Genomic DNA, 17,537 nt, shown 5'->3' on the forward strand with positions numbered 1-17,537 from the left:
TAATTATGTATAAAAAAGGGTTAGATTTTGACCAAGAAGTCAGACGTATATTATCCAATCAAGGCTATGTTAGAAGGTCGCAACTCATACAAAAACTCAAAAATAAGCATCGAGGGGATAGTGGGTATAGTGAAAAGAGTATCAATCGAAAGCTTGACAGTATGGTGAATAGAGGGATAGTATCTAAGCTAAAAGGAGATGCTCTTAAAGAAGCAGGCATAACCGATGATGATGGGCGTTCTAGCTATTTTACCCTTAAGAAATCAGATGACATAAGGAGACATATAGATTCAGTTATAGCTAATATCTCTTCAGATAATCCTATAAAACAAAAAATGGCGCTTAAAGAACTTGAAAGATATGAGAAACACTGTCTACTCAATCCTGTCCAACTAGACATACTTATAGCCCAATTAGACACAGAAGACATAGACCTTATCGACAATATCCTGAGAATAGTCTATACATACATAGAAAAAAAGGAAATAGAACCCTATAACAGACAAGAAGTCATTAAGATGCTTAGAAGCCTATTGAACAAGTATCCTAAGCCATTACCACATGGATACAAGAACCTTAGAACTCATTTTATCTATTTACTTGGTCACTACAATGATTATGCTGTTATTGAAAGGCTCAAAAAGGATGCTGAAGAGTTAGACAACCTTCATGAAATCCTCCATGACTATGAGTCAAACTACACAGCCTTTGTAATCGAGGAACATAGGGAAGAACTCTATGAGTTTGAGGAAAAGCTAAGACTTGAAGGTATGGAAGAACCTGCTCAGTTCATTGCTCAGACAAGAGTTACAGCTATGATCCATCTTGAAATGTATGACGATCCTTTTAAGAAGAATAATGCTGCTGTGAGGGATTTCTAATGAAAATGATTCTCCTTAATGGTCATGGAATAGACACACGTGTAAATGGGTCTAAATTGCATATCAGGGATGGTAGACATACCACAGACATAGAACCAGAGAAGTATGTCTTTTCTCCCCAGAAAATAGACATAGACAATATAGTGATCTATGGTAAAAATGGAAATATGACCATTGATTCTATCAGATGGCTGATAAAACATAATGTGCAGGTCACTATTCTTGATTGGGATGGTAAGCTTCTAACAACCATGCTTCCTCCTGAAAGTACTAATGTCAAAACCAAGTTCGCACAGTATCACGCTTATGAGGATCAGGAAACAAGGTTAAAGCTTGCCAAGAAGTTCATTGAAGCCAAGTTTGATAAGACTCAGGTAGTTCTGGATTACCTGAAACAACGTTATCCTGATATTTACAACGAGTTTTCAAAGGACTCTTCAAAACTTGATGATGCAAATAACATCAAGGAAGTCATGGGTGTTGAGGGGGCTGTTGCTGTCTATTATTGGGGGCAGTTTGAAAAGTTCATTCCTGAGAAATATGAATTTGATGACCGTACAGGCAGGTACAAAACACGTCCTAGTGGTGCAGGTGATATGGTCAATTGTATGCTTAATTATGGCTATTCACTCCTTGAAGCAGAGTGTATGAGAACTATCAATGCTGTTGGTCTGGACGTTCATGTAGGCTTCCTGCATGAGATGGCATCAGGTAAGAACAGTTTAGCCTATGACCTGCAAGAGCCTTTCAGATTCCTTGTTGATCTAGCTGTAATTAACCTCATTGAGACTGACAGGATGGAAAAGAAGGACTTTATCAGGACTGATAATTACGCTCTCAGACTTAGACCAAGTGGAGCTAAGAAGCTTACAGAGGAGTTCCAGACTTGGATGAATAAGAAGGTAACTTATCAGGACAAATCAATGATGTGGAGCTATGTCCTTTTACTCAAAACAAGGGAATTGGCTCAATTCCTGAACGGTAAAAAGAGGAAAATTGATTTTGTTACTCCCTCTTACGTGATTGAAAGACAGGATACTGATGAGATCAGGAAGAAGATATTGAGTATTTCTTATTCTGAATGGAAGGAGATGGGATTTTCTAAGGGTACTCTGCATTACATGAAGAAAAATGCAAAGGGAGATAAACCGTTTACTCTTAATTCTCATGTAAGGGAACGGTTGGAAATGTGGGAAAATTGTTGATGCTATAACTATACGAAATGTAGCAGAAAATTAAAAAGAAAAGTTAAGGAGTAAAATTACTCCTTTCTACGCTGGAATATGAATGCCAATCCGATAATTGCAGCTATTGGGAGAGCAATTGTTGGGAATTCTGGGATGTCATTTTGTTCTTCCCATATTTTTTTGACTACATTAGATTCAACATCCCCGTCATCTAGGATTGCTGTGGCTTTGATATAATCAGTACCCGGTAAATTTCCTGTGTCTGTATATATGAACGTTGCTGTTCCATCTGTATTTGTATAATCCTCGCCATGCTTTCCGACGTTTGGACCAGCAATGACCTCAAATTGAACGGTAATTCCCTCTATAGGTATGCTAATAGTTTCACCAGGGACAGCAGGCTCTCCAGGCTCACCGGGTTCACCGGGTTCACCAGGGTCTTCACTAGGCTCTCCAGGCTCTCCAGGCTCACCGGGTTCACCGGGTTCACCAGGGTCTTCACTAGGCTCTCCAGGCTCTCCAGGCTCACCGGGTTCACCAGGCTCACCGGGTTCACCAGGGTCTTCACTAGGATCACCAGGTTCTTCACTAGGATCACCGCCAGTTTGATGCATCATTACTGTTGCTGTAACTTCATGCTCGGTGCCTACTGTATTAGTAGCAATTATCGGAACAAGATCAACAGTGTAGTCTATCTCTACTGATACATCATTAGATGCTGCATTCCCCACAAACATTATTAGAAATATCAAGAATAATCCAATGCAAAGAACTATATCCCTTTTATATCTCATTTCAATTCCCCACAAATTCACAGTGTAAACATGAATTTTTCTATTTACTGTATAGTTGCTTTACATTAACTATATTATTTGTGAAACTTAAATTCGAATCATTATTCAGAAAAAAGTTAACAGTGTTATCATCGGTGACGTAAACTCAAGGAGCAAAACACAGATTCTTTTAAGCGACATTAGTAACTATTTTTGCAAAGTAACCTTCATTGTTGGTTTAAGGTAATGCGTTGCGTTTTTTGGTTATTACTATTACCCGAAGCGCAGGTGCGAGGGGAGGGATTTGAACCCTCGAAATCCTTCGATACTGGATCTTAAGTCCAGCGCCTTTGACCAGCTGGGCAACCCTCGCATTAAGAATAGTAGTGGTATGCCGGCCTTTTGGTCTTGAACACCAGATAATAACAATTAAGTTACTTAAGTCTTATTATAGCGAGTATGAAGATCACGTTTCTGGGAACAGGTACTGGCATACCACAGGATGGCAGGGTACAGTCCGGTGTACTCGTTGATACAGGGGAAAAACTGTTGCTCTTTGACTGCGGATGCGGTGTCCTTGGAAGGATATTCGAGAGCGGGTACGACCATAAGGACATAGATGCGATCCTGCTCTCTCATCTGCATCTCGACCATGTGGGGGATGTGCTGGCACTCATCAAGGCCAACTGGCTTGTGGGAAGGACCGACATGAGGATATACGGACCGCAGGGCACCCGGGAATGGTTCAGGAGGACACTGGACGTTTACGACTATCTCATTGACAGGTTCACCGTGGATATCACAGAACTCTCGCCGGGTGATGAGTTCATTCCCGAAGGCACGGATGGGGCCTGTAACTGCAGTATCAGGACCGCAAAGACCGTCCATACAGACAACTCACTGGCCTACCGCCTTGAAAAGGATGGTAAGAGCATCGTCTATACAGGCGACACAGAGCCTTGTGATGAGGTCATGGAACTGGCAGAGGGTGCGGATGTGCTCATACACGAATGCTCCTTCCCGCTGGGTTTCCCCATGACCAACCACACCACTCCTGACATGTTGACCCTCATGATAGAAGAAGCCCCTCTGGACGTAAAAGAACTCTACCTGACACACCTCTATCCTCACATGCAGGGGCGCTACAGGGAGGCAACGGACCACATAAAGAAATACTTCAATGGTAATGTCACGGTTGCTAAGGACCTCATGGTGATCGAGCTTTAGTTTTAGTTTTAGCTTCAGCTCAGCAGGACATCAGGATAGAAAAGAAGTTAAGAAAAAAGAAGGACGTATGAAAACTATAAGGCCAGTTCAACCGGCTTTAGATGTTCTCAAGTGCTTCAAGGACAGCCTCACCGAACTTCTCGGCGGCAGTGGGGTCACGTCCTGTAACCACATTATCGGTTACGATGACATCCTCATTCTCATAGTCTGCCCCGGCATCAAGGAGTTCCTTGATACATGCAGGGTCATTGAACACCGTGGCCTTTTTACCCTCAAGGATACCTGCCCTTGCAAGTACAACAGGGGATACGCAGATAGCAGCAACGATCATCCCCAGATCAAAAGCCTCTGCAACCAGGTCCTGGAGTTTCTTATCAGGCCATAGCAACTTCCTGGCACCCGGTCCACCTGAAATGACAATAGCGTCGTACTCACCTATACTCACATTCTTGATCGCGATATCGGGTTTTGCACTTCCTCCCAGAACACCCATAGCCTCATCAGTGGAATTACTTGCAATGGTTATAGAGAGTCCTTCATCTTCGAATACATCCCTTGGTTCAAAGAACTCCTCATCCCTGAACCCTTCCTGTGCGATAACCATCAAAACTTTTTTGCTGCTAAGATCTGATCCTGCCATATTATCACTTTGGTCCTTACTGATCAATATCATTTTTCAACTTTCCGGTAGGCACTCACCGGTATCTTCAAACGACCTCACTTTAAACCCAATATACAATTCTTTCATTTCCGATACTTATATCTGACGAATTGAATGCAAGAACAGAAAAAAGAATTGCAAATGAGCACTGGAAAACAAGGAATTGAAAAAGAACTAAAAAAGAGAGGAAACAGAAGGGAAATCCCCTTCTTATCCTTATTCTGTCATGTATTTTGCAACGAATTCCTGCATCTCAGCAGACATCTGGGCAAGTTCCTGTGAACTCTTGGCAAGCTCCTGCATGGATGCATTCTGCTGTTCCACTGCTGCAGAGGTTTCCTGAGTGCCTGCTGCTGCCTGCTGTGAGATCGATGCGACCTCATCCACACTTGAAGTTACCTCTTCGATGGATGCAGACTGCTCCTCAGCGGCTGCTGCAATGTTCTCTGCCATAAGAGCAACCCTGTTACTCTCCTCAACGATACTCTGCACGGCTTCCACGGTATGGGTGAGTGCGTTGACACCTTCTGTAACAGTCTTAGTACCGGATTCCATTGATGATACTGCCGCATGGGTGCCATTCTGGATCTCAGCAATGAGCTCGGATATCTGTGATGCCGCATTACCTGAATCCTCAGCAAGCTTCCTTACCTCATCTGCCACAACAGCAAAACCGCGACCATGTTCTCCTGCTCTTGCAGCCTCAATAGCTGCATTCAGAGCCAGAAGATTGGTCTGGTCAGCTATGTTGGTAATGAGCATGACGATCTCACCTATCTGGTTGGACTTGCCTTCAAGCTCTTTGATAACATTTGCAGAACCATTGGTTGCATTCTGAATAGCATCCATCTGTACAAGCATCTCTCTGGATTGGTCACCAACCTCTGAGATGAAGTCCTTCGCTGCATTTGCTGCTTCTGCTGCCTGCTGGGCATTGGTTGCAATATCCTGTACACCTATGGACATATCGTTCATGGTCCTGGCAACATCCTCTGACCTTGCAGACTGCTCCTGTGAGCCTCTTGCAATCTCATTAACGGTGTCGGATACCTGTGTGGATGCTGCGGTCATCTCTTCAACAGATGCGGACATTTCCTCTGCAGTTGCAGCAACGCTATCTGCACTCCTGGTTACTACGTTTATAACACCTGTCAGGGTTTCCAGTATGCTATTAAGACCCTGTGGGATATCTACAAAATCAATATCAACGTCTGTTTCCGCTCTGGAGTTGATCTTACCGTCCATTGCATCGTCAGATATCTTCCTGAAGTCTGAAACGATCCCATCAACACCTCTGGAAATGGATCTGCTTATCAGGACACCAGCAACAGAACCCAGAATGGCAAATGCAATCACAGCTGCTATTATACCGTTCCTGATAGCCCTTACAGGAGCTTCGAACTCATCGATGTATGTACCTGTTGCAATGATCCAGTCCTTTTCATCATAATAGGAATAGCTCATTACCTTTTCCCGGCCTTCCCATTCATAATCGATCCTTCCTTCTTTATTTGCAACCATCTCCTTTACAAAATCGTTCTTATAGATATTGTCGCCTTCACTGGTAGGATGGATTATGAGATTACCTGCGGAGTCCATCACATACATGTAACCGGTCTCACCAACGGTGATATCCAGCATCTGATCCCTGATCTCCTGTGTATAATGCTCTTCAGGAAGACCGACGAAAAGAATGCCGATTATCTTTCCTGAGGTGTCTTTTATAGGTTCATAGATACCCAGGTACCATTCACCAAGCACATCAGCCCTTCCTGAATAGGTCTGGCCTCTCTGTACAACTGTCTGGTAGACAGCATCGGACACACTGGTCCCCACTACACGACTTCCGCTGCTACTCTTGATAGTAGTGGATACACGAACAGCTGACCCATCCTTTACCTGGAATACGGTAAGGTCACCACCGGTCTCATCTTTTACCTCGTCAAGGATCCCATAATTACCATTGACAACATACTCACCGAATAATAGATTCCCATCTGATATCGTAGGACTGCCAAGTGAGTAGAAACTGTTACGCGCCACACCCTGATTTGATTCCAGATTTTCCTGGCCTACTGAAAAAACAGCCTCTATATACTGTTCTTCCATCAATGCCTGTTCATCGAGTCTTTCATATAACTGTTCTTCTATAGCAGTTGCAGCCTTTTCATAAGCAAAAAGACCAAGAGCAGTTACAGGTAGAATACTAAGGATCAAAGCAAGAGCAATGATCTTCCTGTTAATAGTTATGTTTTTTAAGTTCAAAGAGAGTTTTTTCAAATTAGATCACCACATCTGTCATCTATTTTCGTTTTTAAGCATTAGTTGAACAGATGCTATATACAACAAATCAAATATATAAATCTAGTGATGAATATAAAAATTTTCGATATGAGGAGGCATACTAGTCTAAAAAATAAAGGCAAATAATACTAATTTTTATTTAAAGCCGTTAAAAACAAAGAAGAGAATAATATTTAAAAGAATGAAATGTCTAAAAAAAGATAGGAAATAGAAGGGAAATTCCCTTCTTATCCTTATTCTGTCATATACTTCGCAACGAATTCCTGCATCTCAGCAGACATCTGAGCAAGTTCCTGTGAACTCCTGGCGAGCTCCTGCATGGATGCGTTCTGCTGCTCAACTGCTGCAGAGGTTTCCTGAGTACCTGCTGCTGCCTGCTCTGAGATGGATGCGACCTCATCCACAGTTGCAGTGACCTCCTGGATAGAGGCGGACTGCTGTTCAGCGGCTGCTGCAATGTTCTCTGCCATAAGAGCAACTCTGTTACTCTCCTCAACGATCCTCTGAACGGCTTCAACAGTGTTGGTCAATGCACCGACACCTTCTGTGACGGTATTTGTACCGGATTCCATTGATGCTACTGCTGCATGGGTACCATTCTGGATCTCAGCAATGAGCTCAGATATCTGTGATGCTGCGTTGCCTGAGTCTTCAGCAAGCTTTCTTACCTCATCTGCAACAACAGCGAAACCACGACCGTGTTCTCCTGCCCTTGCAGCCTCTATGGCAGCATTGAGTGCAAGCAGGTTGGTCTGGTCAGCTATGTTGGTGATAAGCATAACGATCTCACCTATCTGGTTGGACTTGGCCTCAAGTTCTTTGATAACATTCGCAGAACCATTTGTTGCATTCTGGATAGCATCCATCTGTACAAGCATCTCTCTGGACTGGTCACCAACTTCAGAGATGAAATCCCTTGCTGCATTTGCTGCTTCTGCTGCCTGCTGGGCATTGGTAGCAATGTCCTGTACGCCCATGGTCATGTCATTCATTGTCCTGGCAACATCCTCTGATCTTGCAGACTGCTCCTGTGAGCCTCTTGCTATTTCATTAACAGTGTCAGATACCTGTGTAGATGCTGCGGTCATCTCTTCGACTGATGCAGACATCTCTTCTGCAGTTGAAGCAACACCATTTGCACTTTTACTCACCACATCGATGACGCTTGTGAGAGTTTCCAGTATATCGTTAAGACCAACAGGGATGGATGTGAAGTCGATATCGACATCAGTTTCGGCTCTGGAATTGATCTTACCTTCCATTGCATCGTCAGATATCTTCTTGAAATCTGAAACGATCCCTTCAACACTTCTGGAAATGGACCTGCTTATCAGAATACCTGCTGCTGAACCAAGTATTACAAATATGAGTATAGCTGCAACAAGACCATTTCTGATGGCTCTTACAGGAGCTTCGAACTCGTCTATGTAAGTACCGGATGCAATGATCCATTCATTTTCAGGATAGTAAGCGTAGCTGATCGCCTTGTCACGTCCCTGCCATTCATAGACAAGTCTTCCTTCCTTATTTGCAACCATTGTCTTTGCAAAGTCATTTGAAAGAAGGTTATCTCCCTCGATGCTTGGGTGAATAATTACATTACCCTCGGTGTCCATCACATACATGTAACCGGTCTCACCAAAGGTGATGGTTTCCATCTGTTCCTTGATCATCTGACGGTAGTGTTCTTCAGGAGTAGCTATAGAAAGGATACCAATAGTCTTTCCTGCAGCATCCTTGATAGGTTCATAGATTGTCAGATAGGTTTCACCAAGGACATCAGCCTCTCCCAGATAGGTCTGTCCCCTTTGAACAACGGTCTGATAGACTTCCTGTGAAACAGTGGTTCCAACTGCACGGCTTCCACTTTCATCAATAATTGTGGTAGATACACGAACAGCTGAGTTATCCCTTACCTGAAAGATAGTTGCATCAGAACCTGTCTCTTTCTTTACAAGATCGACTACTTCGTAATCGTTATTGATCACATGATCGCCAAATACCAATTGATTATCTGATATTGAGGGGGATCCGGAACTATATAGTTCAACACTTGCAACACCAATATTGGATACAAGACTTTCCCTGGCTACTGTGAATACGGCTTCCACATATTGTTCTTCCATGAAGACCTGTTCATCGAGTCTTTCATGGAGTTGTTCTCTAATAGCAGTCGAGGTTTGCTCGTAAGCAAATAACCCGACCGCTGTTACTGGCAAAATAGTAAGTATCAATGCAAGAGCAATGATCTTACGGCTGATAGTAATGTTTTTCAAATTCAATTTCATTGTCCACATCCTCATCTTGTATATACATCATTTCGAATTTATTAACAATTGTGAATAGTATATTATACACATGCGTGTATTTGTTGCTCACTAGAGGACTTATATGTAGTGTCTAAATATATAAATGTGCTGATTAGTTAGCCGACATTCGAACAAAAATTAGTTACCTGTCAAGGAGTGTATTTAAGATACTCGAATATTTCACATGTATTGAACTTATTATCTAATGTGTATCAATATCACAATAAAAATGCAATTACAACAACATTATTTTAAAATAATTAAGAGATAATTATTCCTGCATATACAATAATTAATTTTCGTATACAGATCATTCAGATATAAGGAATGGATACAGACGATCATTCTTACAGATAGATGTATCCATCCGGAATAAGAACCACATAATAACTGGAAGAAATAGCAGTCAATGAACCGGAAATTAGCTGCTGTCCTCGTAAAATTCATTCCTTGCGGCCACAAAAGCCTTGATATTATCTATCGGAGTACGTGGAGCTATACCACAACCCGGTGAAAGTATACCAACACCATCCCCGATGCATTGTTTTGCCTCTTTTTTTATGTGTTCGGTACTCTTGCCAAGCAGGGTTGCTGCAGGCGAGACATTGCCAATTAGACATATCCTGTCCCCTACGACCCGGGCTGCATACGCAACATCGACCTTCTCCTCGATGCTCAATCCTTCGAATCCCGATCCAACTACCATTTCCAGGATCGCAGTGGCATCGCCGCATATGTGAACGATGCTGTGTCCTTTCATTTCCCCGGTGAGTTCCCTGTAATGAGGAAGCACAAGTGACTCGAAAAGTGACGGAGGTAAGATATCAGGACCGGCCTCTGAGTCTATAATGACCACAGCATCAACACCCCTGTCAAAAAGGGCATTTGAATACTCGATACAGACCTTTTTTCCAATGATCATCAGTTCTTCGAGGAGTTCAGGGTCCGTTATACACCATTTAAGGTAGTTCTGCGCACCACACAGATAGAATGCAATAGCAGCAGGACCTACCATTCCTGCTATCACAGGAACATCATCCGACACTCTGCCCTTTATGATATCCGTGGCTTCAAGCATCGCTTTTATCCTTTTGCTCTCAAGCAGATCGTCAGGAATAGAGATAGTTGCAACATCTTCTTTCTTCTTACATGGATGATCAAGCTGGTAAGGTTGAGTATCCAGAGAGCCTTCATCGAATACACATCCAAGGGTCTCAGCTATGATCGAATTACAAAAAGGATACCTTACAGCCTCAAGACCCATTACCTCATGTCCTGCAATTGCCAGTGATGCCATCTTCTCCGGATCATAATGTGCTTCGGGCCATTTAGCGCCTGTGAGCTCCATAAGCTCCACAGTTCCGGTCTGAGTGACTGCACATACAGGAACCTTATCGACATCTTTCCTTTCAAGTGAACGGATAAAGCGTTCTTTTAGTGTAAGCTCGGCCAAGAGAATATTCCTCCGAAATATAAAATGGTCATCCTGGATAGCGACCATTGAGACATATGTGTTCTAACGATATAAGGGGTTCTTCCAGGTTGAGCATATACAGCATCTTGTTCTTTATTTCTGCACCCCTCAACATCTTGCAGAAAATCTATCCCCTCAATATTTTTGACAGATCATAAATATAGAAAACGACAATTGACGACAAAAAATACCAAATGTTTTATATGTACTCAAGTAATTTCTGAGAGTGAGGTACAAGAATATGGCTGAAATATTTCAAAAGATGATAGTAATAACATCACTATTAGCTCTGGTATTGATGTCAGGGTGTGCGGAAGAGCCGGTCGACCCTGTAAGCTCCGAGAACGTTTTCCTTTCAGTATCACCTGTTGTTATTAAGGAATTCAATTCACAGGACATTACCCTGACAGTTAGCAACAATGCCACACAGGCAATCGATTCCGTCCAGCTGGTCAGCTTTACACCACTTACGGTAGCAGGAACGAACTCGATCAACATACCCGGGAAAACAGGAACTCCAGAATCTTCTGCACTCTATGTTCAGGTCACAGCACCTGCATATGACACGGATGTCAATGACTCTGCAGTAACTGTAAGTTATCTTTCAGGCATGGACGAGGAAGGAAAGCAGGTCACAAAGACAAGCTCCATACCTGTTGATATCACAATACTCCCTGACGTGAAACTCCAGTTCCTTGGTTTTGTCACAAACATGAGTGCACTGCGTACAACAGCTTCCGATTCATGGGAACTTGATGCAGGAGAAGATGCGACAATAAGTTTCTCCGTGAAGAACCACGGACAGAGCACAATACCTGCAGAACTCCTTACTGTTGTAGCTGATGTTGACAACAAGCTCATAGCAGACCAGGCATCAATGAACATAACACAGGCAATGGCAAAGAGCGGAACATCATACACAAAGGGATTGCAGATACCTGTGAACGATGACGCACCCAACGGCGAGACCGATGTGTATGTTAAATTGATGTACGGGGACCATATCGTAGATGAGCAGACACTTACACTAACAGTCAAACTGTAGGCGGTAGTATGAAAGTTAGGAATTTCCTGATCTTTCTCTCCGTTCTCTTTTTTTGTTTTATCAGTGGATGCCTGAATGAGGATCTGAGAACTGAGGAACAACATCCGGTCATAACCAACGTTGATGTCATGGCAACACCTGCAGATGAAGAGTTCCAGCTCAGGGTCACTGCTTATATCCAGAATCCTGCGAACAGTGATACCGGTTCACTTTCTGTCAGGGTGAAGACAAAGGACCCATATACCAATCTGATAACCGCAGAATACAGCGAGAGCGTAGGATACCTGAAAGCGACCTCGCAGACCTATAAGGCATTCAATTTCAATGTGCCCAATAGCGGTGACCAGCTGGTACAGGTAGAGCTTTTCGAGGATACGAATCTTGTAGATGACCATACGACCCAGATAGAACTCGTTCAGGGAACCGATGATGTGGTCGCGAATGTGATCCTTACCGACCTTATGATAGAGACCATACAGGCAACCAACTACGGAGAGGACATTATCTTCGAGGCATCCCCGGGACTATATAATCAGGGAGATGAAGTAAATAAGGTCACCGTGGTCGTTACAGCCACCGTGGATGAGTATACAAGATACACAGGAAGTGTTATAGTCTCGAATCTGGAAGCAAACCAGAGAAAGAGAGGTACTGTGAGAATGACGGTCCCTGCAGATGAGTCGTACTCCTTTGAGGTCGATGTTATCGTTGACGGGGAAGTGACATCCAGTGCAGCCACCAGCATGTCAATAAAGCTCCACGACCTGAAACTTGAGACTCCGGTCACATATCCACTTCTTGGATCCGAAGCTCCTGTAGAAGAGGAAATGCCTGAAGAGGAAGTAGAAGACACTGCAGCTGAGGAATCCCCCGGATTCGGAATACCAGTACTTGTGATATCAATGCTGTTCGCTGCCGGTACTATAAGAAAGAAGAACAGGAAAGTGTGATCATTCTTTTTTATTCTTCTTTCTTTTTTCTTTTTTTATTTGAATTCAATATCCATCTAAATGCAGGACATCGATGCGGAATCCTTCAAGCATCCCTGACAATCTGAAAAGTGGAAGGCCAACCACATTGAAAAAGTCACCTTCTATCCTTTCCACAAGTATTGCACCTTTTCCCTGTATAGCAAATGCACCGGCTTTGCCCATGGGTTCACCTGTATTTACATAAGCATCGATCAGCTTGCCGCTCATCTCTCTCATCCGAACGACTGTCATCTCATGTTCAGTGATTAACTTCCCGCTGGCAACATCAAGTACTGTAAGTCCTGTGACGGCTTTTATGTCCTTTCCACTTATCATGGACAGCATTGTCCTTGCATCTTCTTCATCCTCCGGTTTCCCCAGAACCTTATCATCACAGATCACAACAGTGTCTGCAGAGATGATAATGCCTTCCTTGAAACCACCAGCAACATCCAGTGCCTTTTCCCTTGAATGATGCATCACAAGCTCTGTCGGATCCAGACCATCTACCGTTCCCTCGGCATAGGAGCTTACACGAACCTCAAAGTCCCTGCCGATCAACTGTGCAAGAAGCTCTTTTCTTCTTTCGGATGCTGAAGCAAGAATGATCATTTTCATGTAGCTAACAAGGGTTGAACATGATATTTACTTTATCACGAAACCCGGGAACCTATCCGGGAAAAGAGTTCCAAAAAAGAAAAATTAAGGCAAACTCCAGTTTACCCTGTCTATTCACTCTTCTGGTAAGGCCACTGGACCCGAACCATCATCAATGTTGCCATTTCCTCCTTTATACATATTATGGCGAGAATCAAATATAGGCAGGTCCACCGGATACCACATCTGCAGGAAAGTCAACATATGATATTTCATGAAGACCTTTGCAGGCATTGATACGAACGACATCACGAAAATGAAGAGAATGAACTCGACAATAACTATTGGTATCAAGAGGATCCATACAGTTGTATCTGAGACAAGTGCCGAGAAAATAAAATAGCAAACAAAGGCAACAAGAGCCAAAACGATCAGGACGAGGACGGCAACGATAACCCCGACTATCGCAACAGCTATTCCCACAGCAATACCAAGTATGAGGCGGCCTATCCAGTATATGATGATCTGTTGCCAGTCACGTCTGAACTGTTCAACTACCCTTGATAATCCGGAGAAGAGACTGATCCCTGAGTACATCGAGACCGGTATTGCCATATTGATAAAAGAATTTATGACCCCCATTATCAGCGCAACTACAAAAAGAACAGCTATCAGGAATAATATCATAAAAGGTAACATCAGGAGTAGTGCATTGAAGTTGATCGAGTCCGGATCTGCCAGACTTGCAAATGAGATACCTGCAATTGACAGGAAAAGCAATGCTGCAAGACCGAATATCGTTAAGGTCACAAGACCTAACAGGATGCGCAGAACGAAAAGTGATAATCCTTTTCCGAAGTATCTTTTGAAATATTTCCGTATCTGTACATCATTGGATACCAGCGATCCTACAAAAACGAATTCCATTACACTGCTGATTATGCTCATCACCAGTACAAAGAGAATTATCGCCAGGACAATACCGATCATAAGGGCCACCACAGAATGAGATGCGAAGAAATTCTGTATCGTATCCATTATCTCGGTAAGACCGGCCGGTACATCTGAGAAGTCCGTATTGGAATCACCATAGGAACCACCATTCCCCCCGCTGTTGAATCCACTGCCACTTCCAACAAAGAAAGCTATTATGGCTAATTTGATCCATTTCCAGAGGTCAAAGGGTTCAATAAGACATGTCCGTGTCCTTTCTATGGCACGGCCTACAGCATCAATTACATACCAGCTCATGTAAATTACTATAAAGTGTGCAGATAAATAGTTACTGGTTTTGTCTCAATTGGAATATCAGTTGAAATATGAATTGACACTGCTGCGGTTCCTTGCACCAAGTATGACCTGTTTCAGCATTACGAGCCCGTCATCCTGCGGGTAATAACCTATCGCCCTTTCCAGGATCTCCAGTGACTTTTCAGGCATCGATGAATGAAGACATGCATCTGCAAAGGTTATGAGCACGGTCCTGGAGAAAGGATCTATCTCAAGAGCTTCCTCAAAGATAGCAATTCCTGTTTCAGGTTCACCTTTAAGGCAATAGGCAAGTCCTTTGAGTGACAGGGCCCCTTCATCCTCTGGATTATGTTCAAGGATCTCATCCAGACAGGATATCGCTTTTTCGTATTCCCCGTCAGCGATCAGGATATCGGACTGACGTAGAAGGAGCTCTTCATTTGTAGCAGAACCATCCATAATAAAAAATGAATGTTCATTATTAATAAATATTTCACCCTGTGAACAGTCTCAATATAAAATAAATTGATGAGTTGAAAATAAAATAGATAAGATACCTTATGATCGATATCTTATATCATATACTCAAAGCGATGTTCCCGAACATGTTCAGGTCCATATGTCTCTCACTTGCACAACGTTTCAGCATTGAAAGACCTTTTTCCATGATCCTTGATGCTGCCATGATATGCAGAAGCGGGACATCTCCATTCTCAAAGCGGTCACCCATTTCTTTCATTCCCTCAATGAATCCGTTCTCTATCAGATCAACCGGGTCCATGCCTGCATCCACCGCTTCCCTTACGGCAGATTCGGCCTCGACGCTGTCAAAGTTCAGAATAGAGTCCCGTGCTTTTTCTATTATCTTCTGAAATAATGGTTTTAACGGTTTGTCAGCTTCCATTTGACCAATCCTTAATTCGTATCCTTCTATGCTTTCTATATTGTTCAGAGAAGATCCCTCGTCCATGTGGAAGTTCCCTGTTCACTTCATACCTGTTGTTCTGATCGTTCGTGTTAATCCAATTAACTTGTTTTAAAACAACTAAATTTGACTACTCTTTAATGATATTTAAATGATACGCCTTTTTGTAGTTCTTCAAAAAATCTCACCTGAGATGAACGGTACACCACTATCACCTACTATCACCCTTTTGACCACCCTGTCTAATCACCCTTTTAATCACCATATTTATCACATGGTAAGAGCTATGATTCAACAATGTCAGACAGGGAGATCATATCCACATTCAAATACGTCTCACGTATGAGACCGGAATTCATGTTATCAGAACTTACAGATTACCTCAAGGAAGAAGCATCTGTCCGGCAGGTATACCAGACCCTTGAACCACTGTTCTTTGAACTGGGGGTAGACGTCATTGAGGAAGGTAATGATTACAGGATCATCAGGGCAGCCTCCAGAAAACAGATAGAGCTGTCCGGTGATGAGATAAAGAAGAACGACCTCTTTTTCAGTTCACCCGGTGTTTCAAGGAAAATGGAACGTCTCATCGAACAATACATAGAGAAGAAGACCAGCAAGAAATGGGATGATCCCTTCGTACTTGAAAAGATAAGGAAGGCCATCCGGAACCAGAAAAACAGCTACTGGAAAGAAGGGAAAGCAAGGAACATAAGCTACGGGAAAGGCTACGATGTACTTGGATACCTTGCATACCAGTTCCCGGTATATTTCGTACAGTTCCAGTACCTGCTCTATGATATGGCAAAGGAAGGACTCCTGCGGGACCGTATGAAGATACTGGATATCGGTTCCGGACCCGGTACTATACCCCTGTCCATCATTGACCTGTACAACCGTCTTGATGATCACAAGGCTGAGATCCACTCGATCGAGCTTTTCGATGAGAATGTGGAAGCCTACAATTTCCTTGTCCCACAATATGCAGCGATACAGTCAAATGTCACTGTGAAAGAACCCATCAGAGCCAACATCAGTGAAGTTGACATCGAAAAGCTACCTGAGAATATCGACCTCATGGTCTTTTCAAATGTGCTGAACGAGATGAAGGACCTTGACCTCCAGCAGAGGACCGCTCTTGTAAAGAAGATGTCAGAGAGATTATCCCCTGATGGCAGTATAGTAATAATAGAACCTGCTGACAAGAACAACTCCATAGAGATGAGAAGGCTCAGCATAATGCTAAAACAAGCCGGCCTTAAGATCTACAGTCCCTGTTCATTCCTCTGGTCCGGCGAATGTACACTGGACAAATGCTGGAGCTTCGAGCAGAAACAGGATATAAAGGCTCCAAGGCTCATGGTGAGAATGGCAGAATGCGACGAACCCTACCGATACATCAATGTGGATATCAAATATTCATACGCGATACTCAGAAAGGATAAACTGGCAAAACAGAGTTTCATCACTCCTGCAAAGTCAAAGTTCGCCCGCATGTCAAAGATAGATACCCATAACCAGAAGCGCATAAATGTGATGTGTTCACTGATGTCGGGAGACCTTGGAGACGAAAAGTACAGTCTCTATCGTATTTGTGACGGTACCTCTAAAAAGGCAGTTTATGCGGTATTGCCCGCCCATAATCTCACAGAGGACAATGAGGTTATCACAAAGGCAGAGTATGGAAGCATACTCAGGATATTCAATGTGCTTGTAAAGTACAATGAAGCCAACGATTCGTACAACCTGCTCATAGGAAAAGGTACTACGATAGAATCAGATTCCTATTCTGAAGCCGAAGAACATTGAGACACACGATTGTAGAAATCGTTTTAAATCAGACGAACATATTACAGGCCGACACGCATATTACACTAATGCTGAATCTGCATGGTGCCTGCGATAACTTCGTGGAATATCCTTACATTCAAT

The 17,537-nt window shown here is 43.1% G+C and carries 15 protein-coding genes and 1 tRNA gene; 6 read left to right on the plus strand and 10 right to left on the minus strand.

Annotation, left to right across the window (positions count from 1 at the left end; translation table 11 throughout):
* Positions 1 to 5: 5 nt before the first annotated feature.
* Together V7O63_RS09675 and cas1 are read left to right on the plus strand one after the other, a co-directional pair.
* A complete protein-coding gene (locus V7O63_RS09675) occupies positions 6 to 881 on the plus strand; it encodes a hypothetical protein (protein WP_340818287.1) in 876 nt (291 codons plus the stop codon).
* Complete coding sequence (gene cas1 / locus V7O63_RS09680) at positions 881 to 2,086, plus strand: CRISPR-associated endonuclease Cas1 (protein ID WP_340818288.1); 1,206 nt, start codon at positions 881 to 883, stop codon at positions 2,084 to 2,086. Before V7O63_RS09675 ends, cas1 begins: the two co-directional genes overlap by 1 nt.
* 56 nt (positions 2,087 to 2,142) lie before the next feature.
* On the opposite strand, the gene V7O63_RS09685 is transcribed toward cas1, so the two are convergent.
* Positions 2,143 to 2,862, minus strand: a complete 720-nt coding sequence (locus V7O63_RS09685) for a PEF-CTERM sorting domain-containing protein (RefSeq protein WP_340818289.1) — start codon at positions 2,860 to 2,862, stop codon at positions 2,143 to 2,145.
* 268 nt (positions 2,863 to 3,130) lie between these two features.
* Positions 3,131 to 3,214: transfer RNA gene (locus V7O63_RS09690), tRNA-Leu, on the minus strand.
* An 86-nt stretch (positions 3,215 to 3,300) separates the two neighbouring features.
* Here V7O63_RS09690 and V7O63_RS09695 point away from each other — a divergent pair.
* On the plus strand, positions 3,301 to 4,068 hold the full coding sequence (locus tag V7O63_RS09695) for an MBL fold metallo-hydrolase (protein WP_340818290.1): 768 nt from the start codon (positions 3,301 to 3,303) through the stop codon (positions 4,066 to 4,068).
* A 97-nt stretch (positions 4,069 to 4,165) separates the two neighbouring features.
* On the opposite strand, the gene V7O63_RS09700 is transcribed toward V7O63_RS09695, so the two are convergent.
* From V7O63_RS09700 to mtaA, 4 genes are all read right to left on the minus strand, one after another.
* Positions 4,166 to 4,708 carry a DJ-1/PfpI family protein gene (locus V7O63_RS09700; protein WP_340818292.1) on the minus strand — a complete coding sequence of 181 codons (543 nt, stop codon included), beginning with the start codon at positions 4,706 to 4,708 and terminating at the stop codon, positions 4,166 to 4,168.
* Positions 4,709 to 4,945: 237 nt separating this feature from the next.
* On the minus strand, positions 4,946 to 7,009 hold the full coding sequence (locus tag V7O63_RS09705; RefSeq protein ID WP_340818293.1) for a Cache 3/Cache 2 fusion domain-containing protein: 2,064 nt from the start codon (positions 7,007 to 7,009) through the stop codon (positions 4,946 to 4,948).
* A gap of 257 nt (positions 7,010 to 7,266) precedes the next feature.
* The gene (locus tag V7O63_RS09710) at positions 7,267 to 9,321 is read right to left on the minus strand and encodes a Cache 3/Cache 2 fusion domain-containing protein (protein ID WP_340818295.1); all 2,055 of its coding nucleotides are present in this window, start codon (positions 9,319 to 9,321) and stop codon (positions 7,267 to 7,269) included.
* Between the two features lie 442 nt (positions 9,322 to 9,763).
* Positions 9,764 to 10,795, minus strand: a complete 1,032-nt coding sequence (mtaA, locus tag V7O63_RS09715) for a methylcobamide:CoM methyltransferase MtaA (protein ID WP_340818297.1) — start codon at positions 10,793 to 10,795, stop codon at positions 9,764 to 9,766.
* A 262-nt stretch (positions 10,796 to 11,057) separates the two neighbouring features.
* On the opposite strand from mtaA, the gene V7O63_RS09720 reads away from it, so the two are divergent.
* Together V7O63_RS09720 and V7O63_RS09725 are read left to right on the plus strand one after the other, a co-directional pair.
* Positions 11,058 to 11,861: a hypothetical protein gene (locus V7O63_RS09720; RefSeq protein WP_340818299.1), complete on the plus strand. Its 804-nt coding sequence runs from the start codon at positions 11,058 to 11,060 to the stop codon at positions 11,859 to 11,861.
* 8 nt (positions 11,862 to 11,869) lie between these two features.
* Complete coding sequence (locus V7O63_RS09725; RefSeq protein WP_340818300.1) at positions 11,870 to 12,811, plus strand: hypothetical protein; 942 nt, start codon at positions 11,870 to 11,872, stop codon at positions 12,809 to 12,811.
* Between the two features lie 45 nt (positions 12,812 to 12,856).
* On the opposite strand, the gene V7O63_RS09730 is transcribed toward V7O63_RS09725, so the two are convergent.
* The 4 genes from V7O63_RS09730 to V7O63_RS09745 form a co-directional block, all read right to left on the minus strand.
* Positions 12,857 to 13,450 (minus strand): Maf family nucleotide pyrophosphatase, encoded by a 594-nt coding sequence (locus V7O63_RS09730; RefSeq protein WP_340818302.1) that lies wholly within the window; start codon positions 13,448 to 13,450, stop codon positions 12,857 to 12,859.
* Between the two features lie 114 nt (positions 13,451 to 13,564).
* Entirely contained in the window at positions 13,565 to 14,680 is a 1,116-nt protein-coding gene (locus V7O63_RS09735; protein WP_340818303.1) for a hypothetical protein, read from the minus strand.
* Between the two features lie 57 nt (positions 14,681 to 14,737).
* A complete protein-coding gene (locus V7O63_RS09740; RefSeq protein ID WP_340818304.1) occupies positions 14,738 to 15,139 on the minus strand; it encodes a tetratricopeptide repeat protein in 402 nt (133 codons plus the stop codon).
* A gap of 118 nt (positions 15,140 to 15,257) precedes the next feature.
* Positions 15,258 to 15,650, minus strand: a complete 393-nt coding sequence (locus tag V7O63_RS09745) for a B12-binding domain-containing protein (RefSeq protein ID WP_340818305.1) — start codon at positions 15,648 to 15,650, stop codon at positions 15,258 to 15,260.
* A 252-nt stretch (positions 15,651 to 15,902) separates the two neighbouring features.
* Here V7O63_RS09745 and V7O63_RS09750 point away from each other — a divergent pair, with 252 nt between their 5' ends.
* A complete protein-coding gene (locus V7O63_RS09750; RefSeq protein ID WP_340818306.1) occupies positions 15,903 to 17,414 on the plus strand; it encodes a small ribosomal subunit Rsm22 family protein in 1,512 nt (503 codons plus the stop codon).
* Positions 17,415 to 17,537 lie beyond the last annotated feature (123 nt).

The sequence above is a fragment of the Methanolobus sp. WCC4 genome (assembly GCF_038022665.1).
Classification (GTDB): Archaea; Halobacteriota; Methanosarcinia; order Methanosarcinales; family Methanosarcinaceae; genus Methanolobus.